The sequence below is a fragment of the Rhodovulum euryhalinum genome (genome assembly GCF_004342445.1).
Classification (GTDB): Bacteria; Pseudomonadota; Alphaproteobacteria; order Rhodobacterales; family Rhodobacteraceae; genus Rhodovulum; species Rhodovulum euryhalinum.
The window spans coordinates 41124-66059 of sequence record NZ_SLWW01000016.1; the positions used below are offsets into that span (position 1 = coordinate 41124).

Here is a 24936-nt window from a genome sequence, read left to right on the forward strand (position 1 = left end):
TAATGAAAGGTTGAACGAGGATCGCGCTCACCTATATCTTGTCGTTCTTGGGCCGACAATACGACTAGATCCGGTAAGGTTTGTGTGTTAGCCATGCACTCAGCGCATGGATGGTATTCGAAAACGGAAATACCGAATCGAAGCAAAACCGTCATATTCGGCCGCGCGCCCGAAACGCAAGAGCAAGAATAAAGGACGACGAGATGGCCGATTTCGTTGATGGCACGGCTTTCAACCACGAACAGGGGAACCGTGCCCGAAAACTGTTCGCCGCGGTGGTGCTGGCCGCCCTGGACGATGCAATCGCGGACGACAAGAAATATGGCAACGGACCGGAACAGATCGCCCGCTGGGCGCGCTCGCGCGATGGCCGAGAAGTGCTGTCCTGCGCCGGGATCGACCCGAACGAGCGCGTCGTCAACGGGCTGATGGAATTCGTGTCGCGCGGCGTGCGCACCTCGGTCGCGCTGTCCCGCGAGGAAAGCGAGCGCCGCCAGTTGCAGGCCGAGGCGGAAGCCGCCTGATCCGGGCGATACCGGACATCAAAGCGCGCCCCTCGGGGCGCGTTTTTCGTTGCGGGGGCGCCGCTAGTCCAGATCCCGCAGCGCCAGCGCGCGGTTGATCTCCCGGCGCACCAGCTTGCGCATGTTCAGGGTGATGCGCTCGCCAAGCTGGCCCTGAAGTTCTTGGCGCAGGATCTCTGCCACCAGGTCGCGCAGCATCTCCTTGTCGACGACTATCGTCCCGGCCTCTTCCGCGGCGGCATCCGCCCTTGGTCCCGGGCCACTGTTGGCGGCCGCGGCACGGCTGTTCCGGTCACGTACGTCCCCGTCCGGAGTGGAGGCGGGCGACCGTTCGGCACCGGAGGCGGCCCAACCGGTCGCGGCAAGCGGCGGATCGGTGCCGTCGGGCTCCCAGTCGCCGTCGCAACCTGCCACCGCGGCCTCAAGTTCGGCGATCCGCTGCTCAAGCGTCGCGGCATCGGCAGCGGCGGCCGCGGCCGCTGCCGCCGCGGCATCCGGTTCAACTGCCGTATCCGGCACAACCTTGCGGGACACGTCCGCGGCCCACCCCGCGGACCCAGCCGCGGCGACGCGCAGCGCGGGCGTCAGGATCAGGCGGTCCGGCGCGGCATCAATTCGGCCAGGCCGCACCGCGACGGCCTCGTCGCCGACAAGGCGGCGGATCGAGGTAAGAACCTCGTCGACATCGCGGGGTTTTACGGGTTCGGACATGGGAGGCTCGATGGGGGGCTCGCGTCTCGCTTTACCGGCAAGCCTAGCCCCATGCGACCCGTTAGACAACAACTCCGACCCGTCAGTTGCGCCCGATGCCTTCGAGAACCTTGTCGAGCTTGCGTCCCTGAAGGCTCTTGGCCGGAGCGTTCGACACCGCGTTGTAATAGGCGCGCGGGTCGTAGGTCGGGATGCCAAGCCCCAGATGCTCGACCGTCAGCAGCCCCATCGACGACAGCACGCGGTAGATCGCGACATACTGGTCGGCCTCGGCCTGCACGCGGGCGGTGCGGGCGTCCAGCAGTTCCTGTTCGGCGTCAAGAACGTCAAGCGTCGTGCGCGCGCCAAGGCGGGCCTCTTCGCGCGTGCCCTCGAAGGCAAGCTGCGCGGCCCGGATCTGGCCATCGGTCGCCTCAAGCTGGGCGCGGGCGACGGCAAGGCTGGACCAGGCATTGCCGACCTCCTCGTCGATCAGCCGGACGGTCTGCAACAGCGCGGCGCGCGACTGCTGGATGTTCACGCGGGCCTGCCGCTCGGCCGCGTAGAGCGCGCCGCCCTGATAGATCGTCTGGGTCAGCGACAGCCCGACCGAACCGTATTCGCCGCCATCGTCCTCGGCGGTAACGCCCGCTCTGGCGCTGATGCTCGGACGCATCGCCGCCTTGGCGCGGGCAAGGTTCAGCTCGTCCACCGTCACCTCGTGCTGGGCACGGACGATGTCGGGATGGCCCCTGACCGCGATCGAACGGGCGGCATCCGTGCTCTCGGGCAGGGCCGGGAACCGGGGGATGCCGGTCAACGCACCGGGATAGCGGCCAATTGCGCGCTTGTAGGCCTCGCGCGCGACGGCAAGGCTGCCCTGTGCCGCCACGAGGTTCGAGCGCGAGGCCGCAAGCCGCGACTGCGCCAGCGAAACGTCGGTGCGGGTCACCTCGCCCACCTCGAAACGGTCCTCGGTGGCGCGCAACTGCTGGGTAATGAGACGGACGTTGTTCTCGGCCAATGATACATTTTGGATGGCGGCAAAGACGTCCATGTAGGCCTGAACCGCGGAGAGCAGCACATCCTGCTCGACCCCGAGCAGCGCCGCGCGGGTGCCAAGAACGGATTCCCGGGCCGCGTCTATCGCCAAGCGGTTGTTGCCGCCATCATAAAGCGTCAGCCGCGCGGTCAGTTCGGCCGAGGCGGTGCTGGTATAGCCGCCCTGGGTCGGGCTGCGCCTGTTACCGTCCTGATAGCTGCCATTGATGGCGAATTCGATGATCGGCCGCAGCGCCGCCACGGCCTGGGCCACCCCTTCGTCCGCGGCACGCAGCACGGCGCGGTTCTGTTCCAGGAGGTGCGAATTCTTGTAGGCGTCGATCAGCGCGTCGGTCAGGCTCTCTGCCCTGGATGCCGCCACGCCACCGGCAAGGACCGCCGCGCTCAGCGCCGCGGTGGTCAGAAGTCGAAAGAAACTGCTCATTTTTATAGCCTCTTTGATGCGGCTGCTTGCCTGCTCCGCGTTTGCCTGTCGCCCAGCCTCCCCTAGAACTGGAACTCGTGCGCGCGTTCAAATCCCGGCAATACCGGGGCGCTTGCATTGAAGATGAACCGCCAACTCAGCGCGCCCTCGACCTTGCGGCCGATTCGCGCGACGCCAAGCGTGTCTTCCATGAACAGCGCCACGATCCGGCCCCCCTCCTTGAGCTGGTCCGCGATCGCGGCAGGGATCTCTTCCACCGCGCCCTCGATCACGATCGCATCATAGGGCCCGTGGCGCGGTGCGCCCTCGGCCAGGGGCGCACGTTCGACGGCCACATTGTCCGCCCCCCACTCGCCCAGCAGCGCCTCGGACTCCTTGGCCATGGCCGGGTCCTCCTCGACCGCGACGACGGCATCGGCCATCCGCGCCATCACCGCGGCCGAGTAGCCAAGACCGCAGCCGAGATCGAGAACGAGATCCCCCGGCCCGAGGTCGATCGCCTCGAGCATCTTGGCGAAGGTGCGGGGTTCCAGGATCGTGCGGTTGCGGCCAAGCGGAAGGTTCTCGCCGATATAGGCGGCACTGCGCAGCGCGGCCGGCGCGAACTCCTCGCGCGGGACCGCCAGAAGCGCCTCGATGATCGGCAGGCGCGTCACGTCCGACGGACGCACCTGGGTGTCGACCATGGCCTCGCGAAGGGCGTCATAATCAGGCATTCGGGTGAACTCTCCGGTTCGGAATTAACCTAGCTTGGTGATGCCACATAACCCCGCTTCCGGCAATGCCCGCAGGCCGCTGCGGCCGTGACTATGGCAAGCGGGGAACATCTCTTGCGGGGGCAGGAACGTTGCGTTATGTCCGTGCTCGGTCAGGCGAGTTGGCGGAGTGGTTACGCAGCGGATTGCAAATCCGTGTACGCCGGTTCGATTCCGGCACTCGCCTCCATTTTCTTCTAAATCATAGGGTTAGCGGCTGAACGGTCGGGTGTGACACAAAGTGGGACACACGCCCTATGATGCTGTCATCCTATCTAAGCCCTTCTCGGCACGGTGTTTATTACTTCCGCTGGCCTATCCCTCCATCTCAAGAGGGAAAGCGCGCCACTGTTCGCATCTCCCTGCGAACCCGTTGCCCTGACAGGGCTGGCGATCTTGCCCGTTATCTTGCATCCTGCGGGCGAATACTCGGGGATAACAGTGCGTTGGCAGGACTTCGGCAAAGCGAGATACGCGACAAAGTGCAGGCGTACTTCAAGGCGCAACTGGACCAGTATCTTGACTGGCTGGACCGTCGCGGCCTGTCTCAGAACGCCTTGGCCGATGTTCGCGAGGAAATGCTTGACCATGAAAGCTATGTGGACATGGAGAGCGCGAACCCGCAGTGGCTACCCGTGGCCCGGTTCAAGCGAACCATGGCCGTTTCGGACGCAGAATGGGACGCCAGCCTGCCCCGGATCGCGATGGAGCTTCGCAAGGGGCGGCGCGACCTTCTCAGGCGCGTTCTGGAAGCCGCTGAGCGCCTTGAGCATTATTCGTATGACGACGCCCCGGCCATCGCTCCTGCCGCTCCTGCGCCCGCTCTGCCAGCGTCATCGCCCTTGGGCGCAGCGGTGGATGATTTCATCGCTGAGCATTCCCGCCAGTGGGCCACGAAGACCATCGGGCAGAACCGGGCCTATCTGAACATCCTTGTCGAATACTTCGGGCCAGACAGGTTGCTTGGCACGATCACGAGGCAGGACGCGAACGAGGTCAAGAAGGTGTTGCAGGCGCTGCCCGCCAGCCGGAACACCAAGCCCAAGTTGAAGGCCATGCCGTTGATGCAGGTCATCAAGGAACCCGGACACAAGAAGATCGCGCCCAAGACGATCAACAGCCATATCCAGATGTTCAAGATGTTCTTCGACTGGGCCGAACGGCACGGCTACGCACCGCATACCCTGTTCGACAAGATGAAAGTCGCCAAGGCGAAGAACAGCGAAACGGAACGCAAACCCTTCGCACAAAACCACGCGCGTCTGATCTACACGGAGTTGACGGACAACCCGTCCGGGCTGGTGCGCAAGGACAGCCACAAGTGGGGGATGCTTCTAGGCATGTTCACCGGGGCACGGCTGAACGAGATATGCCAACTCGACATTGCCGATGTGCAACGGGACGGGGACACATGGTTCCTGAACATCACCGACGAAGGCGACGACAACAAAAGCGTCAAGTCGAAAGCAGCGCGGCGCAAGGTGCCTCTGCACTCCGAGTTGATCCGCCTTGGCTTTCTCGACTTCGTGGAAGGTCGCAAGACCGGCACGCGCCTATTCCCCGATTACAGCTACAGCGCCAATGGCGGCTACGGTCGCAACTTGGGCAGATGGTGCAACGAGAGTTTCTTGCCCAAGCTGGGCATCAAGCAACCGGGCCTTGTCTTCCATAGCCTGCGGCACACGGTCGTGACCCGACTAGGCCAAGCCAACGTACCGGACCCGCAAATTCAGTGCATCGTCGGCCATGCCCGCGAAGGCGTGACGCAGGAGGTGTATTTGCGTGAGGGGTACACGCTTTCGCAGTTGAAGGAAGCGATAGAAACCTTTCGGGTCTGACCAGAAGCGCCGTTCCTTATCGTTACCGGTAATGAGGGAGCGGCGCTGACGGCGCGACCGAGAGGATATATCCCGCTGTTCCCCTTATTCATATAAAAATCAGTCATTTATATGATCTCCACACATATAGGGGGGACGCTCGGGTTGTTCTGTTTCCTGCAAGGCGCGGAATGCCTGCAATCGTCCTTCATGACCTTTTGGATAAAGCAACGCTGCTATGTCCACGCCCACTGCTTTACCTGTTACCTCGGGTGCTTCACCAAGCCCCAAGTCGAAGTCAGTTGCTCCGGCTACCCCGAACATGTCTGAAAAAGTGGCTGTCATGACGTCCGTCAGGATATCCTGCATTCCGTGATGCACGATGAAGCTGTCATGCACCGGCAGGCACGCATAGCCCATTGCTGCGAAGTGCATCATGACGGCTTCCGCCAAGTCGCTGTCCTTGCGCTGCAATCGAAGTCCGACGCCGGAAGCGAAGTAGTGCTTGAACTCGGGGAAGCTGGCAACGACGAACCGCTTGAAGTCATTCCAAGCCCGCCCGGTGATCTCTGGTGAGTAATCGTCGATCTCGCCTATCTTGTTCACGCTGTCTGCGTTCAGAAGCGCATTGAAAGTCAGCTTGACCAGTTTCCGTTCGGCCTTGTTGCCTGGCTTCGTCACACACCGCTGATAGGGGTCATCGGGAATGGGAAATCTCTCTTGCGCGTATAGCATGGCCGCGTGGAGACCGGAGTAATCCACCTCAACTGTGCGCTTCCCATCTATCAGAATGTAGGGCCGGAACTTGCTCGGGATGCTGATCCACCAAGCCCCGTAGAACCGGCCCCCTTGTTCCCAATCATCGTTGTTGAAGACGCGATAGACGGTGCGTGCAGCGAAGTCAAATGGCTGGCTGGCCTCGTCGTCCCGCTCACCCCGCAAGCCGTCCTTGGCTTGGCTGATCTGGTCATCTGTTAGCGCCAAGTCCGCCCAATGGCTTTCGAGCATGTCGTTGATAACGCGGAGCCGGTCTCGCGCTTCATTGGCGAACTGAACATCGCCGTATTCGACCAGCTTCTTGTCCGCATCCTTGAGCCGTATGCCTTCCGCGTTCCGATGACGGCGCAGTGCAGCCACGGAAGCCCCGGCCTCGTGAAGTCCTGCCAATAAGGAAGGCGATGCTTGATAGCGCGACGTGCGGCTTTTCTTGCCTGCCGGGTCGTGCCAGAAGGTCCGCGTGCGAACAATCAACCCGGCCTTCTCAAGACCCGCCATTGCGTCTTGGAATGTTCGGGCGGTCAGAAATGATGGGCCATAGCGGCTATTGGCCCAATCTTGCAGTGTTGTCGTTCCCGACGCTATGCCGACTTCCAACGCCGGGTCGCTTTCGTGAGCGCGGTACAGGTCCAGCACGATTGCCTTGATTGCGGCCTCAAAGCTGGCTTGCGCAGTGTCCCGCCGTCGCCGTGGTCGAACCTCCCTGCTGGTCATGTCCTTACAAATGCGGTCGAGGAACGCGGCAAGGTCCGGGCTGTCGGTGGTCCAGTGGGGATCGAACGGACGGTCGCTCATGGCCGCGTATCTATCTGTTTTTCTATCCAGCGTCCGCGAAGGCCAAAAAGTCCTTCAGGAGCCAATATGCGGGTTCGTAGCAGCGCAAGGCGGTCTCATTCGGCACCAACTCACCATGTAACAGGCTGTTGCGCATGTCATAAAGCACACGCACCAAACCTGAAAACAACTCCTGCTCGGTGCATCTGAACGGGACACTTCCTATCGGCAACTCGTCAGCATCACCTGCGGTTAAGTCCAGCAATGGGCATGGGTCCGCAGCGTTGTAGGTGGCTTGCAGGAAAGTCCTTCGGGTCTGACTGAGCTTTGTGAATTTGCCGTAGGTCACAAGCTCATCAATGTTCCACTCCCCTTGCTCGAACTCGAACGCAACTTTGTCGTCGCGCTTGATTTCACTTCGCCATTTCTTATTGGTGCGGTGAACTAAGAATTGATCTTTATTGTGCTGCCGCTTTTGCGGCTTGCCCTGATTTAGCACCCGAACCGAACTCAGTCGGATCGTGTATATCGTTCCTGTCTTCGGATCAGTTTTGTTTAAGTCGTAGTCCGAAAGTCGCTCATGCAAATCAGCGATGTTGGCTTTGAACTTTTGCGCCCGGTCGTTGGTCTTATTCTTGTTCAGCAGTGGGATTGCTGTATTGCGTACCAGGTTATCTTGTGTCGTGACGTAGGACAGGCCGTCGGCATCACTTGAACTGCCGCAGCCATGCCGAAACCAAGCATTGAATGCAGCCCAAGACTTCACGAAAGGTCCGATGTAGTCGAACTGCGCTTGGTCCCGCCACTTCCGGGCGGCTTCAGGTTCCAGCGCCATCAGCTTGCCCCCTCTGCTTTGTCGAGGAAGGCCATCGCGGCGTCTTCGCCGTCTTCAATGGCGATCTCCACGCCGCGCTTGGCGGCTTCGAGAAGCTGGCGAGCCTTGTAGCGGGCGGCGAAGCCTTCCTGAACGATGGTGGTGATCTGATCCGATACCCCCGCCACGGCGTCGGGAACAGGGATGGACAGCAAGTCGCCTTCGCTGAAACGCGGGTGCTGCGATCCGTCCTGACACCATTTCAGGATGGTCTGTGCCGGGGTCGCGCGCAGGAACACCATCAGCGTCTCGGGGGATATATCGCGCCGTCCCCGCTTGGGCCGCAGCACGATGAACTCCGACGATCCGACCGAGGGGATATCATCGCCCGTCCGGACCACAGCGATTTCGCGCAGATAGGCACGCAGCCGCGATATGGCCAAGTCGCCGTCTTTGAAGGTCTTCTTGATACTACCGATCTCGCCTGCCGCCTGCGGTTCTTTCTCCGCGTCCAGCAAGGGCACCAGCGCGTCGGTCACGTCGTAGTTGCGCACCAGCATGTCGGGCGGGGCGCGGTCGGGCACGAATATGTCGCGGATGCTGTCCACGCGGTCGCCCAGCACCCGGCCCGGAAGCGCGGCGAGCGACTGCCGAACCTGTTCCTTGGCGGGCATGAAATACTGTGCATCCAAGCGCCCGGCGGCGAAGGCATCGCTGGCGCGGGCGGAGTAGTTGAGCGGTTCAGGCGGCGTCCAGTCGGCAAGTCCGAGTGCTGCAAGCAGGGTGTCTTCGGCGCGCTGCAACTGCGTCCCCGACGCTTCTTGCGTGGTGCGCGCGTTCAGCACTGTTTGCGAAATGCGCTTCTCGAACTCTGGCGAAAGATGCGGCACCCACAGTTGATCCATATCTTCTAGGATCAAGCCTTTCTGGACAGCCCCACGGGTGAGCCGTTCGATTTGGTTTTGACCATGCTCTGAACGAAGAAATACAGCCAAGAACTCCGGTGTTACCTTGCGCGGCCTCAGTATTGCCAGCTTACAGGAACAAGTCGCTGGCCTTTCAGACGCAACAAGGCTTAATTCGCCAATCGTGCCAATAATCGACAGCAGAACATCGCCCCGCTTGAGGTATGATCTCCGCATATATTTCCGGTCATACGCTTCGCGCGTGATATGGATGGGTGCAGCCGTTTCCACGAAAAAGCGGTTTGTCACATCCTGCCCACGATAATAGGGCACGCCTTCATCAACGAAGTCCTCGCTGATGGAGAAGTGATTTCCGTCAGAAACGTGCGTCAATTGAGCCACGCTTTCGCGTTGCCACTTTTCAATGAGTGCAGCAGAGCGGAGAAAGCGTCTCTGAAAGAACTCAGCGTCGATGCGTGAGGTTCTTTCAAGCTGCGTTGCTCTGGCAATCGAGGCTTCCAGCCCCTCCAACAGTGCGCTCAGGCGGTCACTGTCGAAGGGGCGTGGCGAAAAAAACTGAACTGCTCCTGTGCCGCGAACTCTTGGAAGGCTTCGGCTATCCCGTCCCGTGTCAGCCCTTCGTGATTGTAGAGATCATGAGCCACAATGAAGTGTCCGTGCGTATCGCGCATGAGTGTTCCGTCTTCGCGGCGCACATAGACTTTCTCACCCGAGTTATTGACGCTTTCCACCTGCTGCGTGGCGAAGAAGATGTTGTAGTCATCCACCTTCGGACATAGCGGCCCTGCGGCGGGATCGTCGTTCCACTTCTGCACGAATAGCACGCTGGTCTTGGTGCCCGTGTGCGGCTTGAAGGTGTTGGGGTGCAGCCCCACCACGGCGAGGATGCGGCAGCGTTCCATGATGAACTCGCGCACCCGCTGGTCGGACGAGTTGTTGAACCGGCCCTGCGGCAGCACGACGGCCATGCGCCCGCCCGGTTTCAGGAAGTCCAGATTGCGTTCGATGAACAGCAAGTCGCGCCCCACTGCGCGTTCCAGCTTGCCCGTCTTCTTGTGTGCAAGGTCATAGGGCGATAGCATGTCGGACTGTTTGATATCGCCTGCGAAGGGCGGGTTGGCCATTAGCACGTCATATCCGAAGGAGCGATAGTCCGTCTGACGCGGATTGGCCCGCAGTTTGCGTAGCCGTCGCCAGCCGTCGCCGTAAGTGTCGGACCACTCGTCCTGCTTCACGGTCTCGTCCCACTTGGTCCAATCCAGCGTGTTCAGGTGCAGCACGTTGGTTTCGCCATCGCCTGCGATGAGGTTGAGGCAGCGCGACACGCGCACCGACTTTTCATCGAAGTCGATAGCGAACACCTTGTCGCGCACGTAGTCTTCGCAGCGCGGCGGCTTCTGGTCCATCGTGAACAGGTGGCTTTCCTCTAGCCCCAGGTCCGCCATGATCTGACGCCAGACGTGGAACATGGTGTGCACGGTGAAGCCTGCCGAACCGCAAGCGGTGTCGATGACGGTTTCATGCTCCTGCGGATTGAGCATCTTCACGCACATGTCGATGACCCAACGCGGCGTGAAATACTGTCCCTTCTCGCCCTTCGACGACTTGTTGACGAGGTATTCAAATGCGTCGTCGATCACGTCGAGATTGGAGTTGAACAGCTTCCATTCTTCCAGCGACCCGACGCAGACTTGAAGGTGATCCGGTGACAGGCGAATGCGTTCATCCTCAAGAAACACGCCGGGCCACTTGCGCTTCGCTTCATCAAACAGGTCTTGTATGGCGCGCTTGAGTTGCGCGGCGGTGTTGGTGTTGCGGAAGCGCAGGTAGGGATGCTTGCCCCGATGCGTGGCCATCTCGTCATACAGCTTCGTGAAGATCAGCTTGAAGACTTCCTCAAAGACATCAACACCAGCATTGGCCAGCACTTCGTTTTCCATGTCCACGATCAACTCGCGCAGGGACCGGGCCTTGGACCCTTCGCGTTCCCGCTCGTTCTCTTTGTCGATAAGGGTCTGAATGGTCCATGGTTGATCGACGATATCTTCAATCGTCTGCGCCGCCCGTGGCAGGTGGTGAATAGGGACAAAGTAGTTGGGGTTCTTGCGGTGCCAGACCTCGGCCAGAATGCCATTGCTCCATACGGCCAAAGGTGCGCCCGTGGCATGGGTGTAGGAGCGCAGTTGCTCTTTGCCGTCCCGTAGCTTGGCAGCTTTCACTTCAATGATGATGTAGGGAACCGTGGGCCGGTCAGCGTCGAAGACGACGATATCGGCACGCTTGGAACTGTCGCGTCCAAATGTGATGGGGTACTCGACTTGAATGCGCGATGGTGCATAGCCGTATTGGTCAATGAGCCGAGCCAGCCAAAGCTGGCGCGTCCGTTCCTCTGGGCTTAGCTGCACCGATTTATTGCGAACAAGGCAGTTGACGTAGGGCTTTGTCGCACCCCTTACTTCGCGTTCTTCTGCCCGGCTATCGAGTGCCATGTTTTCATCCTCTGAAAAGAGAACGAACTCGCTAAACTCATTGGTTACTTTGTTCATAGGTGCCCACTCGACTTTCTAGCGGCGCTTTGGCCCGCGCACTTCATCTGCTTGTGTAGCCCAGAGTTGGCGTCTGGACAAAGGGCAACGTCAAGATTTTGTGGCAGATTTTTTCGTGCCCCTATCCACTACCATCGCCGCGCGGTTATCCCCCGTGCCCCCGCCCCTGCAACGGGGTCACCCCGGTAGGCGTAACCAGCACGTGCGGTAGGACGAAGGGACCGCTAAGGCGGCATTCGGGCCACCTGTAGGAGGAAGGGAAGCCCCCATGACAACACCCGGCGGTTGACAGGAACACAACCCAGACAGCATAAGTGTGACACGAAGTGCGACACACAACTCAACCTCGCACTCGATTTTTCAAGCCTTCCAGTGGCTTAGAAAAATGGTAGCGGGTCCGGCACTCGCCTCCATTTACTTTCAATGGGTTGCGCTTCACGATCCATTGCAGCACTTCTGCGTCCACGTTTTTGTTCACGCTGCAGCGGCGTTGCTGCGGAACTCCGTCCTGATCCGATCTTGGCGGTCGTGATCTCATGCGCGCGACAGAGCAGGCTTCCATCATCCAGAACGGGATCGGCTGGCCGGCGCAGGGCGAGATCACCGAGCGAACGGGGCCCCGTACTGGGATAGCGAAAGCCCCTATATGATCCGATGATCCGGAATACCGCTGGTGCGGGCGGATCGAAGACGGACCCTACATCTGGACGCGGATGAATGACCGCCATGCGCGGACAGCACCACCTTGACAGAGGCGATTGACGCCTCGCGCTTTGGGTGACAGCGTGCAGGTGCGCTTGCACGGGGGAGGACGCTGGGCGTGCGGATTGCGGTCACCGGCGCTGCCGGGTTCATTGGCAGAATGGTCGTCCGGGCGCTGGCCCAGCGCGAGACGATCACGCTGGACGGGGCACAGCGGCGCATCGCGGCGATCCTTGCCACCGACATAGCGGCCGAACCGCTGGCCGAACTTGCCGGGCTCCGCCGCGTCCATGTATTGCCCGGGGCGTTGTCCGATCCGGCGACCCTCGGGCGGATCGCCGAAGACGCGCCCGATCTGGTGATTCACCTCGCCGCCGTGGTCTCTGGTCAGGCCGAGGCCGAATTCGACCTCGGGATGGCGGTGAACCTGCAGGGAACGATCGACCTTGTGAACGCCTGCCGCCGGATGGCGCGGGCGCCGGTTCTGGTGTTCTCGTCATCGGTCGCGGTGTTCGCCTGCGCCGCCAATGACCTGATTTCCGAAGACACCCTGCCCGCGCCGCAGTCGTCCTACGGCACGCAGAAGCTGATGGGCGAACTGCTGATCCGCGACGCCACGCGCAAGGGGTTCATCCGCGGCAGGTCGCTGCGCTTTCCGACGATCTCGGTGCGGCCGGGGGCGCCCAACAGGGCGGCGTCGAGTTTCGCCAGCGGCATCATCCGCGACCCGCTGGCGGGGCTGCCCGCCACGCTGCCGGTGGGCCGCGACGTGCGGTTGCACCTCGCCTCGCCCGCCAGGGCGCTTGACCACATCCTGACCGCCGCGGCGCTGGCGCAGGGCACGCTGCGGGGCGAGACGACGATCACCCTGCCGGGAATCAGCGTCGGCGTGGGCGAGATGCTGGACACGCTGACCTGCCTTGCCGGCCCCGAGGTCGCCGCGCGCGTCCGCCCCGTGCCGGAGCCCGGAATAGAGGCGATGGTCGCAAGCTGGCCGGGCGGAATCGACACGCCCCGCGCCCGCGCGCTGGGCTTTGTGCCCAACACCGATTTCGCAGACCTGGTGCGGGAACACATGGACCGCATGGCCATGCCTGCGCCCTGAAAGACCCCAACGAGAAACCACGGGAGGAGACCACCCCATGAAACATGCCGTTATCGGTGCCATCGCGGCCATTACCCTAGGCACGGCCGCCGAGGCCCAGCAGAACGTCGTCGTCGGCCATTCGCTGTCGCCCACATCGCATTATGGCGTCGGCGCACAAGCCTTCATAGACACGCTGACGGACCTGTCGGGCGGCGCCTTTACCGGCGAACAGGCGCCCGCGGGCCAGTTGGGCGGCGAGCGCGACATGATAGAGGGGCTGCAGATCGGCTCGATGGACGTGGTCATCACCTCGACCGGGCCGCTGGGCAACTTCGTACCCGAGATCTATGCCCTCGACCTGCCGTTCCTGTTCCGCGACTACGACCATGCGCGCAAGGTGCTGGACGGCGAGATCGGGCAGGAACTGCTGGACAAGATCGGCGAGAACAACCTGGTCGGCCTCGCCTGGACCGAGAACGGCTTCCGCCACGTCACGAACTCGCAACGCGCGGTCCGCACGCCCGCGGATCTGGACGGGCTGAAGCTGCGCACCATGGAAAACAAGGTGCATATGGCCGCCTTCCAGGGCATGGGTGCCGCGCCCACGCCCATGGCATTCCCGGAACTCTTCACCGCGATGCAGCAAGGCGTGGTCGACGGGCAGGAAAACCCGGTCACCGTGATCACCGCGGCGAAGTTCTGGGAGGTGCAGAAATACGTCTCGCTCACCGGCCATGTCTATTCGCCCGCCGTCGTGCTGGCATCGCCCGCGCTCTATGACGGGCTGACGGATGAGCAGAAGAGCTGGTTCCAGCAGGCCGCCAAGGCCTCCGCCGCCGCCTCGCGTGCCGAGGTGAACCGGCTGGAGGAAGCCGGGATCGCGCTGATGCGCGAGAACGGGATGGAGGTGATAACCGATATCGACAAGGCACCCTTTGCCGAACTGGCCGAAAAGTCGTCCTATTCGGTCTATACCGATCAATACGGAACAGAGATGATCGACCGCATCAAGGCAGTCGAATAATCACCGCACGCAAAGCATCGGACCGGCGCGCCCCCTTGCGCCGGTCCTTTTGCCGGCAGGGAGAGCCGATGACCCATTTCCTGCGGATCGAGGCGGTCACCACCCGTATCGCGCTCTGGCTTGCCATCCTGTTCCTAGTGCTCGCCACGGCGCTGGCGCTTTACCAGGTGACGACGCGCTTCGTCTTCGGGCATCCCTCGACCTGGTCCGAGGTGATCACCCGCTCGGCAATGATCTGGTCGGTGTTCCTGGGCGCGGCGCCCGCGTTCCGCCAGGGCGCGATGATCTCGGTCGAGATCGTCCAGAGCGTCCTGCCGCGACGTCTGGGCCAGGCGCTTTATCAACTTTCGATGGCCCTGACGCTGACCTTCTTCGGCATCCTGTTCTGGCAAGGCTGGGCGATGACCGGCCGGGTCGCCAGGCAGAAGCTTGCCGCACTGGAGATTTCCATCGCCTGGGTCTATGCCGCGCTGCCGGTGGGGTCGGCCTTCATCCTGCTGGCGGTCGCGGGCTGCATGATCCGGGCATTCCGAGCCGACGAGGACCCGCTCGGGGCACCCACATGAACGCCGCGCTTGCCCTCTCACTCGCGATCCTGTTCCTGCTCGGCGTGCCGATCGCGGTGGCCATCGGACTGGCCTCGGTGATCGGGATCGAGGTGCAGGGGCGGCTTCCGCTCCTGCTGGTCGCGCAGCGGATGTTTACCGGCATCGACAGCTTTCCGCTGATGGCGATCCCGCTGTTCATCCTCGCGGGCAACCTGATGTCGGCGGGCGGCATCTCGCATCGGCTTGTGGAATTGGCGAAATCGGTGGTGGGGGGCATCCAGGGCGGGCTGGCCGCGTCCTGCGTGCTGACCTGCATGATGTTCGCCTCGGTCTCGGGTTCGTCGGTGGCCACGACCTTTGCCATCGGCGCGATCCTGATTCCGGCGATGGTGCGCCACGGCTATCCGGCGCCGCTGGCGGCATCGGTACAGGCCAGTTCGGCGGAACTGGGTGTGCTGATCCCGCCCTCGATCCCGCTGATCCTTTACGGCGTCTCGACCGACACCTCGATCGGCCAGCTCTTCCTGGCGGGCATCGGCCCGGGGCTGCTGGTGGCGGGGGCGCTGATGGCGCTGGTGCTGGTTCTCTGCCGGGCGCGCGGGCTGGGAAAACAGGACGGCGACGACCGGCAACGCTTTGGTTCCGCGCTCCGGGCGGCACTGCCCGCACTGGTGGTGCCCGTCGTCATCATCGGCGGCATCTATTCCGGCATCTTCACCCCCACCGAGGCCAGCGCCGCCGCCGTGGCCGTCGCGCTGGTCGTCGGCATGGGGGTCTACCGCGAGCTTCGGATTGCCGACCTGCCCAAGGTGCTGAAGCAGACCGTCGTCTCGACCTCGGCGATCATGCTGATCATCGCGGCGGCGGCGCTGTTCTCGTTCCTGATCACCCGGTCGGGCCTGCCCAACGACATCGCGGCCTGGTTCCAGGGCATGTTCGAAAGCCGCATCGCCTTTCTGCTGGTTGTCAACCTGATGCTGCTGATCGTGGGCATGTTCATCGAGACCTCGGCCGCGATTCTGGTTCTGGCCCCGATCCTTGCGCCCATCGCGGTGGCCTATGGCGTGGATCCGGTCCATTTCGGGCTGATCGTGGTGGTGAACCTCGCGCTTGGCATGATCACCCCGCCACTTGGCGTGAACCTCTTCGCCGCCTGCGCGGTGGCGGGGCTGCCCGTCGAGAAGATCATCCCGCAGCTTTTGTGGTTCGTGCTGACGGTCCTGGCTGCGCTGATGGTCATCACCTATGTCCCGGCGATCACGCTCTGGCCGGTCGACCTGCTGATGGGCGCCGGGTGATGGGGCGGCTGCGCTTTTCCGCCAACCTGGGCTTCCTGTTCACCGAGCACCACCTGCCCGACGCGATCCGGGCGGCAAAGGCAGCAGGGTTCGACGCGGTCGAATGCCATTTCCCCTATGACTTGCCCGCGGCCGAGGTGGCCGCGGCTCTGGCCGGAACCGGCCTGCCGATGCTGTCGCTCAACACCGCACCCGGCGACCGCGCGAAGGGAGAGTTCGGACTAGCCGCGCTGCCGGGGCGCGAGGCCGAGGCGCGCGCCGCCATCGGGCAGGCCCTCGACTATGCCGCGGCGACGGGCACGGGGGCGGTGCATGTGCTGGCGGGCGTTCCCCATGGCGCAGCCGGGGCAGAGGAGTCTTTCCGTGCCAATCTCGCCTTTGCCTGCGACCGGGCCGCGCCACGCGGCATCGACATCCTGATCGAGCCGCTGAACCCGCGCGATGTGCCCGGCTATCACCTCTCGGGGCTCGACCACGCGCTGGATATCGTCGCGGCGCTGGGGCGGGACAACCTGAAGATCATGTTCGACTGCTACCACATGCAGATCACCGGCGGCGATCTGCTGACCCAGTTCCGCGCGGCGTACGACGCCATCGGCCATGTGCAGTTCGCGGGCGTGCCCGACCGGGCCGAACCCGACCGGGGCGAGGTGGATTTGCGCTGGCTTCTCTCCGCCTTCGCCGCCGAAGGCTGGTCCCACCCCTTCGGCGCAGAATACCGGCCGCGCGCCGAAACCTCGGCCAGTCTGGGGTGGCTTTCCGACTGGCGGACGGGCTGAGATCAGCCCCAGGGGCCAGAAGAGGGACCGCGCGGAGCAGAGGCGCCCCAGGGTGCGCCCGGTCGGGGCGCGGCTGCGGCGCCGGCCATCTGGCGCAACGCCGCGATCCGGTTTTCGGTCGCGGGGTGCGTGGCGAACAGGTTGTCGCGCTTGTGGGCATGCAGCGGGTTGATGATGAACATGTGCGCGGTGGCCGGGTTACGCTCGGCCGCGTCGTTGTCGATCCGCGCGGCCCCCGCCTGGATACGCTCCAGCGCCGAGGCAAGCCAGAGCGGCTGGCCGCAGATCTCGGCCCCGGCCTTGTCGGCTGCATATTCCCGCGTCCGGCTGATCGCCATCTGCACCAGCGCCGCGGCCATCGGCGCAAGGAACATCATCGCCAGCGTACCCACCATGCCCAGCCCGTTCTCGCGCCGCCCGCCGAAGAACAGCGCGAAATTCGCCAGCATCGTGATCGCCCCGGCAAAGGTCGCCGTCACCGTCATGATCGCGGTGTCGTGGTTGCGGATATGGGCCAACTCATGCGCGATCACACCCGCCAGTTCCTCACGCGACAGGGCCTGTATCAGGCCGGCCGTTACCGCCACTGCAGCGTTCTGCGGGTTGCGCCCGGTGGCAAAGGCGTTGGGTTGCGGCGTGTCGATCAGGTAGACGGCGGGCACCGGCATGCCCGCGTTCCGCGCCAGATCGGCAACCATCTGCGACAGGCCCAGCCGGTCGTTCGGGCCGACAGGCTGGGCGTTGTGCATCCGCAGCACCATCTTGTCGGAATTCCACCAGGTGAAGACGTTCATCGCCGCCGCCACCGCCAGCGCGATCGTCGCGCCGCTGCCCCCGGCCAGCAAGTAGCCGAGCGCCATGAAAAGGGCGGTCATCGCCGCCATAAGGATCGCAGTCTTGGCGTAACCCACGGGTCTGATCCTCCGTCCTTGAACCGCCTCCGGGGCGGATGGAACGGATATAGGAGGCGCGCCGCGCCGCGCAATCGGCCTCAGACGAGGGCGAGACCCCTGCCCTCGGCCACCCGGCCCACCACCGTCGCGCGGTCGAAGCCGTGGGCGGCAAAGACCGCCAGCACGTCATCCGCCGCGTCCGTTGCGCAGGCGACCAGCAGGCCACCGCTTGTCTGCGGGTCGGTCAGCAGCGCCCGGTCGGCATCGGCAAACCCCTCGGGCAGGGTGATCTCGGCGCCGTAGCTCGCCCAGTTGCGCCCCGAGGCACCGGTGGCGCAGCCCTGCGCCAGCAGATCGCGCACCTCGCCCATCACCGGCACCCGCGCCCAGTCGATGTCCACCCGGCAGGCTGCACCGCGCGCAAGTTCCAGCGCATGCCCCGCGAGGCCGAAGCCGGTGACGTCGGTGATCGCATGCACGCCCGGCATCTCGGCCAGATCGGGACCGGGCGTGTTCAGCCGCGTGGTGGTGTCCAGCATCTCGGCATAGCCGTCCGCGCTCAGCAGGCCCTTCTTGAAGGCGCCCGACATGATCCCGGTGCCCAGTGGCTTGCCCAGGATCAGAACGTCGCCCGCCCGCGCGGCATCGTTCCGGCGCACGCGGTCGGGATGCACAAGGCCAAGCGCCACGAGGCCATAGATCGGCTCGACGGAGTCGATGCTGTGCCCGCCCGCGACCGGGATGCCCGCCGCCGCGCAGGCTGCCGCGCCGCCTTCGAGGATGCGGCCGATGGTGCGGGTGGACAGATGCGCAAGCGGCATGCCCACCAGCGCCAGCGCCAGAATCGGGCGCCCCCCCATCGCGTAGACATCGCTGATGGCGTTGGTGGCGGCGATCCGGCCGAAATCGAACGGGTCGTCCACGATGGGCATGAAGAAATCGGTGGTGGCGACCAGCGCCTGCGCGTCGTTCAGCCGGTAGACCGCCGCATCGTCCGACGTGGCCGTGCCGACGAGGAGTTCAGGCGGGACCGGCAGCCCCGAGATCTGCGCGAGCAGTTCGGACAGCACACCCGGCGCAATCTTGCAGCCGCACCCCCCGCCATGGGCCAGCGAGGTGAGGCGAGGTTCGGGGGCGGTGGGGGCGGTAGTCATGGCGCGGCTCCGGTCCGGGGACGCCCCGTCATACCCCCGCCGGAGCCCGCCCGAAAGCAGACTTTTCCGCCCCCGCCGCTCAGGCCGCCGCGCGCTTGGCCAGCACGTCGGCCATGGTCTGGCCCATCGCCGACGGGTTCGGCGCCACGGTGATGCCCACCGCCGAGAGGATTTCCACCTTTTCCTGCGCGCTTTCGCCGAAGGCCGAGATGATCGCCCCGGCATGGCCCATCTTGCGACCCTTGGGCGCGGACAGTCCCGCGATGTAGGCAACCACCGGCTTGGTCATGTACTTCTCGACATAGGCCGCGGCCTCGGCCTCCTGCGGACCGCCGATCTCGCCGATCATCATCACCGCGTCGGTCTCGGGATCGGCCTCGAAGAGTTCCAGGATATCCTTGAAGGACGAGCCGTTGATCGGGTCGCCGCCGATGCCCACGCTGGTCGACACCCCGATCCCCAGCGCCTTCATCTGGCTGGCCGCCTCGTAGCCCAGCGTGCCCGAGCGGCCGACGATGCCGACGCGCCCCGCCTCGTAGATGTGCGGCGGCATGATCCCCATGAAGCCCTTGCCGGGCGAGATGATGCCGGCGCAGTTGGGTCCGATCAGCCGCATCTTCTTTTCGCGCGGGTAGCGGCGCAGGAACCGTTTCACCCGCATCATGTCCTGCGCCGGGATGCCGTCGGTCACGCTGACCGCCGTCTTGATGCCCGCATCGGCCGCCTCCATCATCGCGTCGGCGGCGAAAGGCGGCGGCACGAACAAGAGCGACGCCTCGGCCCCCGTGGCCTCGACCGCCTCGCGCACGGTGTTGAAGACGGGACGGCCCAACACCGTCTCGCCGCCCCGTCCGGGGGTGACGCCGGCGACGACATTGGTGCCGTACTCGATCATTTCCTCGGCATGGAACTTGCCGATCCGGCCGGACATGCCCTGGACAACGACCTTGGTGTTCTCGTCGATCAGAATGGCCATGGGTCTTCTCCTCAGGCAGCGCGTTTCGGGCGGGCGGCGACGGCCTTCTCGGCGGCTTCCGCAAGCGTTTCGGCGGTGATGAGCGGCAGGCCCGACTCGTCGATGATCCTGCGGCCCTCGTCCACGTTGGTGCCCGCGAGCCGGACCACCACGGGCAGGGTCAGGCCCTCGGCCTTGTAGGCCTCGACCACGCCCCTGGCGACCCAGTCGCAGCGGTTGATGCCCGCGAAGATGTTCACCAGGATCACGCTGACATTCGGGTCGGACAGCACGGTGCGGAAGGCGGTCATCACCCGTTCCGGCGAAGCGCCGCCGCCGATGTCGAGGAAATTGGCCGGCTCGCCCCCCGACAGCTTGATCATGTCCATCGTCGCCATGGCGAGGCCGGCACCATTGATGATGCAGCCAATATCGCCATCTAGCCCGACATAGGACAACCCGTTGTCATGGGCCATCGCCTCGCGCGAATCCTCCTGGCTGGGATCGCGGAGCGCCTCGACCTGCGGGCGGCGATACAGCGCGTTGGTGTCAAAGCTCATCTTGGCGTCCAGCGCCACCAGGTCGCCCGACCCAGTGATGACCAGCGGGTTGATCTCGACCATGGTGGCGTCGAGGTCGCGATAGGCGCGGTAGCAGGCGCGCACGGCCTTGACCATCTGGTTGATCTGGTCGCCTTTCAGCCCCAGCCGGAAGGCCAGTTCGCGGGCCTGGTATTCGGCCAGCCCGTGGGCGGGGTCGACCACCATGCGCACCAGGCTTTCGGGGTCTTCCTCGGCGATCTCCTCAATCTCCATGCCGCCGCTCGATGAGGCGACGACCATGATTCGCTCGGTCTTCCGGTCGAGCACGAAGCCGAGATAAAGCTCCTGAGCGATGTCAGACGCTTCTTCGACCCAGATGCGGTAGACGCCCTTGCCGCCATTGCCGGTCTGCCGCGTCACCAACTGCTTGCCGAAGAGACCGGCGGCGAACTCGGCCACCTCCTTCTCGGACTTGCAGACCTTGACGCCGCCCGCCTCGCCGCGGCCGCCGGAATGGATCTGCGCCTTTACCACCCAGGCGTCGCCGCCCAGTTCGCGGGCGCGATAGGCCGCCTGTTCGGGGCTGTAGGCCAGCCCGCCGCGCGGCACCGGCACACCGAAGCCCGCCAGGATCTCCTTGGCCTGATATTCGTGAATGTCCATTTGTCACCTCCCTCAAGATTTTAAACATAGGGGATTTGCCGTGGCGGCAAGCCTGTGGACGGTGGGTCCGCTCAGCCCTTTGCCGCGATGGCTTCGGCGACCGTGATGATGTTCTGCGCCATCCGTTCCGACGCCGCGTCGATCATCTTGCCATCAAGGGCGGCAGCCCCGCGGCCTTCGGCCTCGGCCTTCCTGAGTTCCTCGATGATGCGGCGCGCGCGGGTCACCTCGGCCTCGGGCGGGCTGAACACCTCGTTGGCCAGCGCGATCTGGCTGGGGTGGATCGCCCACTTGCCCTCGCAGCCCAGCGCCGCGGCGCGGCGCGCCCCGTCCTTGTAGCCCTCGGGGTCCGAGAAATCGCCGAAGGGGCCGTCGACCGCGCGCAGGCCATAGGCGCGGCAGGCCACCACCATCCGCGTGATCGAGGCATGCCACTGGTCGCCCGGGTAATCGGGGTTCAGACCGCCGATATTCACCGTCCGCGCCCGCATCGAGGCCGCGTAATCCGCCACCCCGAAATGCAGCGCCTCGAGCCGGCCGCCGAACCGCGCGATGTCCTCGACATTGGCCATACCCAGCGCCGTCTCGATCAGCGCCTCCAGACCCACGCGGGTCTGATACCCCTTGCCCTGCTCGATCTGGTTGACCATCGCCTCGACCATGTAGAGGTCGGCCGGCACGCCCACCTTGGGCACGAGCAGGGTATGCACCCTGTCGCCCGCCTGTTCCATCACGTCGACGACGTCGCGGTACATGTAGTGCGTGTCCAGCCCGTTGATCCGCACCGACACGGTCTTGCCCTTGGCGGCCCAGTCGATGTCGTTCAGGGCCTGGATCGCGTTCCTGCGGGCCTGCTCCTTCTCGGGCGGGGCGACCGCGTCCTCGAGATCGAGAAAGACGTAATCGGCCTCGCTGTCGGCGGCCTTCTCGACCATCGTCGGGTTGGACGCGGGTACGGCGAGTTCGGACCGCTGCAGGCGTTGCCGCCTGAGCGGGTGAAGGGTGTGGCTCATGCCAAGGCTCCGTTCTGGGGATAAGGATCTCGGGACTTATTCCGCGGCGAGACTGATGCGCGGCGCGGCGGCGGTTTCCGCATACCAGCGCTGCGCGGCGGCGACGCCCGATCCGAACTCGACCTTGGCGCCAGCGGCGGCCAGTGAAAGTTCGGCCAGCGACAGCGCGGTCAGGCACATCCCCTCGTTCAGGTCGCCCAGATGACCGATGCGGAACACCTTGCCGGCAAGCTGCGCCAGCCCCGAACCGAAAGAGATGTTGTAGCGTTCATAACCGATGCGGATCACCTCGCGCGCATCGACGTCCCCGGGCACCCGGATCGCGGACACCGTATCGGAGCAGAGCACCGGGTGCTCGGCCACCAGGGTCAGCCCCCAGGCGCGAACACCGCGGCGCACGCCCTCGGCCAGCCGGTGATGGCGCGCGATGACGTTGTCGAGCCCCTCGTCGAAGATGCGGTCCAGCGACCGGCGCAGCCCGTGGAACAGCTGGGTTGGCGGCGTGTAGGGGAAATAGCCCGTGGCGTTCAGCTTGGCCATGTCCGAGAACTCGAAATAAGCGCGGCGCATGGTGGCGGTCTTCGCCGCCTCCATCGCCTTTTCGCTGACCGCGAGGATGCCGAGGCCGGCGGGCAACATCAGTCCCTTCTGGCTGCCGGTCACGGCAAGGTCCACGCCCCAGTCGTCCATCCGGAAGTCGATCGAGGCGACCGAGGACACGCCATCGACGAACAGAAGCGCGTCGTGCAGGCAGTCGTCCAGCGCCTTGCGCACGCCCGCCACATCCGAGGTGACGCCGGTCGCGGTCTCGTTATGGGTGACGAAGACCGCCTTGATCTGTCCATGCCGGTCGGCACCCAGCCGCCTTGCATATTCCTTGACCGGGCAGCCCGCGCCCCAGGGCACATCGATCACCTCGACATCCAGGCCCAACCGCTCGGCCATCTCGACCCAAAGCGCCGAGAACTGGCCGAAGCGCGACATCAGCACCTTGTCGCCGGGGTTCAGCGTGTTGGTGATCGCCGCCTCCCAGGCACCAGTTCCCGAGCCGGGGAACAGGAAGACCTGGCCGGTCCGCGTTCGGAACACCCGCTTGAGATCCTTGAACAGACCCAGCGTCAGGTCACCGAAATCCGGCGCCCGCATGTCCTGCATCGGCACGTTCATGGCCTGGCGGACGGGTTCGGGGATGTTGGTCGGTCCGGGGATGAACAGATGGGTCAAACCGGTCTTCATGGGGGGCCTCCTCGCGCGCACTGATCCAATGCTGCGCGTTTAAGACCGCATTTCCGACGAAACACGAAGCGAATCCGGGTCCTGCTGTGAACGCGAGGTTTTACAAAATCCCAAAAATGTGAAATTGTAAAATGCACGAAATTGGCGGACCCATGCAAAAAACGTTTATCGGCCCGCATCTGCGGCGGCTCAGGATCGAGCGGGGCGAGACCCAGGCGCAAATGGGCAGGGCGCTGGGGATCAGCACCTCCTATGTCAACCTGCTGGAGAAGAACGAACGCAGCGTGTCGGCCGCGGTGATGCTGCGGCTGTTCGAGACCTACGGCGTCGACTGGCGCGAGATCGCCGAGGACGAGGACACGACCATCCTGGCCGACCTGCGCGCGACCGTGCAGGATCCGCTGTTCGACGCACGCCGCCCCGATCTCGCGCAGCTGCGCGCGGCCCAGGTCCACAGCCCCGAACTGGCCGCCTGCTTCCTGCACCTGCACCGGGCCTATCTCGCCGCGACCGACCGGCTTCTTGCCGTCACGGATGCGTCGCGCGAAGATGGCGGCGCGCTGCTCGCCGCTTCGCCCGAGGCGGCGGTTCACAATTTCTTCCGGCGCAAGCACAACCATTTCGCCGAGCTTGAAACCGCCGCCGAAGCCTTCTGGGAAGGACGCCGGATCGCGCTCGACGATCTTTATCCCGCCCTCAAGGAACGGCTGCGCGACCGGCTGGGCCTGACGGTGCGGGTCGTCCCGGTGGCCGATCTGCGCGATACGATGCGCGAATACGACGAGGCGCGGCGCGAGGTACTGCTGTCCGAGGGGCTGGACCACCCCAATCGCGTCTTCCAGTTGACCCATGTCGCCGGACTGATCGAACAGCGCGCGACGCTGGACGCGCTGCTCGACCAGTCGGGCATCACCGACCCGCAGGGGCTGTCGCGCTGCCGGGTGGAACTGGCGAACTACTTCGCCGCGGCCGTGCTCATGCCCTATGATCCCTTCCTCGCCGAGGCGCGGGCCTGCAAGTACGATTTCGATCATCTCGCACCCCGCTTCGGCGTCAGCTTCGAGCAGGCCTGCCACCGGGCCACGACGCTGCAACGCAGCGGCGCGCAGGGGGTACCGTTCTTCTTCCTGCGGATCGACAAGGCCGGCAACGTCACCAAGCGGTTCAACGCGACCGATTTCCACCTCGCCGAGCATGGTGGCGCCTGCCCGCGGCTCGATGTGCACACCTCGTTCCGGACGCCAGGCCGGATCGTGCCGCAATTCGTCGAGATGCCGGACGCAAGCCAGTTCTTCGTCTTCTCGCGCACCGTCGAGCGACCGAGCCTGACCCGCCATACCCAGGACCTGCGGCTTGCAGTGGCGATGGGCTGCGCGATCGAGCATGCCGAGGAGATCGGCTATTCCGAGGGCCTGACTGGCGCAAGGGTAACACCGATCGGAATCAACTGCCGAATCTGTCCGCGCGCCACCTGCGACCAGCGCGCCCACCAGGCAGCGATCCTCGCCACTCCGGTCGACGAACGCCGCCGCGGCGCCACCCGCTACGAAAGCTGAACCGCGCCGATTGCCCACGGGTTAACCTTTTCAACGAGTCCGGCGACCAGATTCGGCCAGTTTTGTCAATTTATTGACAATAACGTTACGTCTCCCGGTCAGAACCTTCACAATTTCACGACAGCTCTCGCATTGCCGCGTTGATTTTTTACAGGATCTGGTAAATGCCAACATCGTGAAAGCCAGAGACGCCCGCGCGTCCGGCCCGTCCGGAGGAAAAGGAGACCGTGACCATGACTGCAACCGCCACCGGGGACGATACCGACAAGCTTTATCCGCCTAGTTCGGACTTTGTATCCGGTGCGCATGTTGATGCGGCGCGGTACGAGGCGATGTACCGGGCTTCGGTTGAGGACCCTGCGGGGTTCTGGGGGGAG

Annotated in this window: 21 protein-coding genes and 1 tRNA gene; 9 read left to right on the plus strand and 13 right to left on the minus strand. The window is 64.1% G+C overall.

Features of this window, described 5'->3' with window-relative positions; all coding sequences use genetic code 11:
* Positions 1-203 precede the first annotated feature (203 nt).
* Positions 204-524, plus strand: coding sequence for a DUF6280 family protein (locus EV655_RS16360; RefSeq protein WP_132546432.1), 321 nt, complete (start codon positions 204-206; stop codon positions 522-524).
* 63 nt (positions 525-587) lie between these two features.
* Here EV655_RS16360 and EV655_RS16365 read toward each other — a convergent pair whose 3' ends face one another.
* The 3 genes from EV655_RS16365 to EV655_RS16375 form a co-directional block, all read right to left on the minus strand.
* Positions 588-1235, minus strand: a complete 648-nt coding sequence (locus tag EV655_RS16365) for a hypothetical protein (RefSeq protein WP_132546433.1) — start codon at positions 1233-1235, stop codon at positions 588-590.
* Between the two features lie 82 nt (positions 1236-1317).
* On the minus strand, positions 1318-2700 hold the full coding sequence (locus EV655_RS16370) for a TolC family outer membrane protein (protein ID WP_132546434.1): 1383 nt from the start codon (positions 2698-2700) through the stop codon (positions 1318-1320).
* 62 nt (positions 2701-2762) lie between these two features.
* A complete protein-coding gene (locus tag EV655_RS16375; protein ID WP_132546435.1) occupies positions 2763-3416 on the minus strand; it encodes a protein-L-isoaspartate O-methyltransferase family protein in 654 nt (217 codons plus the stop codon).
* A 155-nt stretch (positions 3417-3571) separates the two neighbouring features.
* On the opposite strand from EV655_RS16375, the gene EV655_RS16380 reads away from it, so the two are divergent.
* Both EV655_RS16380 and EV655_RS16385 read left to right on the plus strand, forming a co-directional pair.
* Positions 3572-3645, plus strand: a tRNA-Cys gene (locus EV655_RS16380).
* Between the two features lie 256 nt (positions 3646-3901).
* Positions 3902-5293, plus strand: a complete 1392-nt coding sequence (locus EV655_RS16385) for a site-specific integrase (protein ID WP_243645113.1) — start codon at positions 3902-3904, stop codon at positions 5291-5293.
* Between the two features lie 99 nt (positions 5294-5392).
* Here EV655_RS16385 and EV655_RS16390 read toward each other — a convergent pair whose 3' ends face one another.
* Genes EV655_RS16390 through EV655_RS16405 form a run of 4 tightly spaced genes read right to left on the minus strand, consistent with a single transcriptional unit; the run spans position 5393 to position 11052 of the window.
* Positions 5393-6844 carry a hypothetical protein gene (locus EV655_RS16390; protein WP_132546437.1) on the minus strand — a complete coding sequence of 484 codons (1452 nt, stop codon included), beginning with the start codon at positions 6842-6844 and terminating at the stop codon, positions 5393-5395.
* Between the two features lie 22 nt (positions 6845-6866).
* Positions 6867-7658 (minus strand): hypothetical protein, encoded by a 792-nt coding sequence (locus tag EV655_RS16395; RefSeq protein WP_132546438.1) that lies wholly within the window; start codon positions 7656-7658, stop codon positions 6867-6869.
* On the minus strand, positions 7658-9073 hold the full coding sequence (locus EV655_RS16400; RefSeq protein ID WP_165905380.1) for a restriction endonuclease subunit S domain-containing protein: 1416 nt from the start codon (positions 9071-9073) through the stop codon (positions 7658-7660). Before EV655_RS16400 ends, EV655_RS16395 begins: the two co-directional genes overlap by 1 nt.
* 8 nt (positions 9074-9081) lie before the next feature.
* Positions 9082-11052, minus strand: a complete 1971-nt coding sequence (locus EV655_RS16405; protein WP_207902009.1) for a type I restriction-modification system subunit M — start codon at positions 11050-11052, stop codon at positions 9082-9084.
* A gap of 877 nt (positions 11053-11929) precedes the next feature.
* Between EV655_RS16405 and denD the strand changes: the two genes are divergently transcribed.
* From denD to EV655_RS16430, 5 genes are all read left to right on the plus strand, one after another.
* The gene (denD, locus tag EV655_RS16410; protein ID WP_132546441.1) at positions 11930-12916 is read left to right on the plus strand and encodes a D-erythronate dehydrogenase; all 987 of its coding nucleotides are present in this window, start codon (positions 11930-11932) and stop codon (positions 12914-12916) included.
* 37 nt (positions 12917-12953) lie between these two features.
* Positions 12954-13922 carry a TRAP transporter substrate-binding protein gene (locus tag EV655_RS16415; protein WP_132546442.1) on the plus strand — a complete coding sequence of 323 codons (969 nt, stop codon included), beginning with the start codon at positions 12954-12956 and terminating at the stop codon, positions 13920-13922.
* Between the two features lie 68 nt (positions 13923-13990).
* Positions 13991-14488, plus strand: coding sequence for a TRAP transporter small permease (locus EV655_RS16420; RefSeq protein ID WP_132546443.1), 498 nt, complete (start codon positions 13991-13993; stop codon positions 14486-14488).
* The gene (locus tag EV655_RS16425; protein WP_132546444.1) at positions 14485-15768 is read left to right on the plus strand and encodes a TRAP transporter large permease; all 1284 of its coding nucleotides are present in this window, start codon (positions 14485-14487) and stop codon (positions 15766-15768) included. Before EV655_RS16420 ends, EV655_RS16425 begins: the two co-directional genes overlap by 4 nt.
* Before the next feature lie 8 nt (positions 15769-15776).
* Positions 15777-16547: a hydroxypyruvate isomerase family protein gene (locus EV655_RS16430; protein ID WP_132546456.1), complete on the plus strand. Its 771-nt coding sequence runs from the start codon at positions 15777-15779 to the stop codon at positions 16545-16547.
* A gap of 2 nt (positions 16548-16549) precedes the next feature.
* On the opposite strand, the gene htpX is transcribed toward EV655_RS16430, so the two are convergent.
* The 6 genes from htpX to EV655_RS16460 form a co-directional block, all read right to left on the minus strand.
* A complete protein-coding gene (htpX, locus tag EV655_RS16435; RefSeq protein ID WP_132546445.1) occupies positions 16550-17458 on the minus strand; it encodes a zinc metalloprotease HtpX in 909 nt (302 codons plus the stop codon).
* Between the two features lie 80 nt (positions 17459-17538).
* Positions 17539-18594: a selenide, water dikinase SelD gene (selD, locus tag EV655_RS16440; RefSeq protein WP_132546446.1), complete on the minus strand. Its 1056-nt coding sequence runs from the start codon at positions 18592-18594 to the stop codon at positions 17539-17541.
* Positions 18595-18673: 79 nt separating this feature from the next.
* A complete protein-coding gene (gene sucD, locus EV655_RS16445; protein ID WP_132546447.1) occupies positions 18674-19570 on the minus strand; it encodes a succinate--CoA ligase subunit alpha in 897 nt (298 codons plus the stop codon).
* Positions 19571-19581: 11 nt separating this feature from the next.
* Positions 19582-20754: a malate--CoA ligase subunit beta gene (locus EV655_RS16450; protein ID WP_132546448.1), complete on the minus strand. Its 1173-nt coding sequence runs from the start codon at positions 20752-20754 to the stop codon at positions 19582-19584.
* Positions 20755-20825: 71 nt separating this feature from the next.
* Positions 20826-21767, minus strand: a complete 942-nt coding sequence (locus tag EV655_RS16455) for an HpcH/HpaI aldolase/citrate lyase family protein (protein ID WP_132546449.1) — start codon at positions 21765-21767, stop codon at positions 20826-20828.
* A gap of 36 nt (positions 21768-21803) precedes the next feature.
* Positions 21804-23003: an aminotransferase class V-fold PLP-dependent enzyme gene (locus EV655_RS16460; protein ID WP_132546450.1), complete on the minus strand. Its 1200-nt coding sequence runs from the start codon at positions 23001-23003 to the stop codon at positions 21804-21806.
* 152 nt (positions 23004-23155) lie between these two features.
* Here EV655_RS16460 and EV655_RS16465 point away from each other — a divergent pair, with 152 nt between their 5' ends.
* On the plus strand, positions 23156-24559 hold the full coding sequence (locus tag EV655_RS16465) for a helix-turn-helix domain-containing protein (protein ID WP_132546451.1): 1404 nt from the start codon (positions 23156-23158) through the stop codon (positions 24557-24559).
* Positions 24560-24936 lie beyond the last annotated feature (377 nt).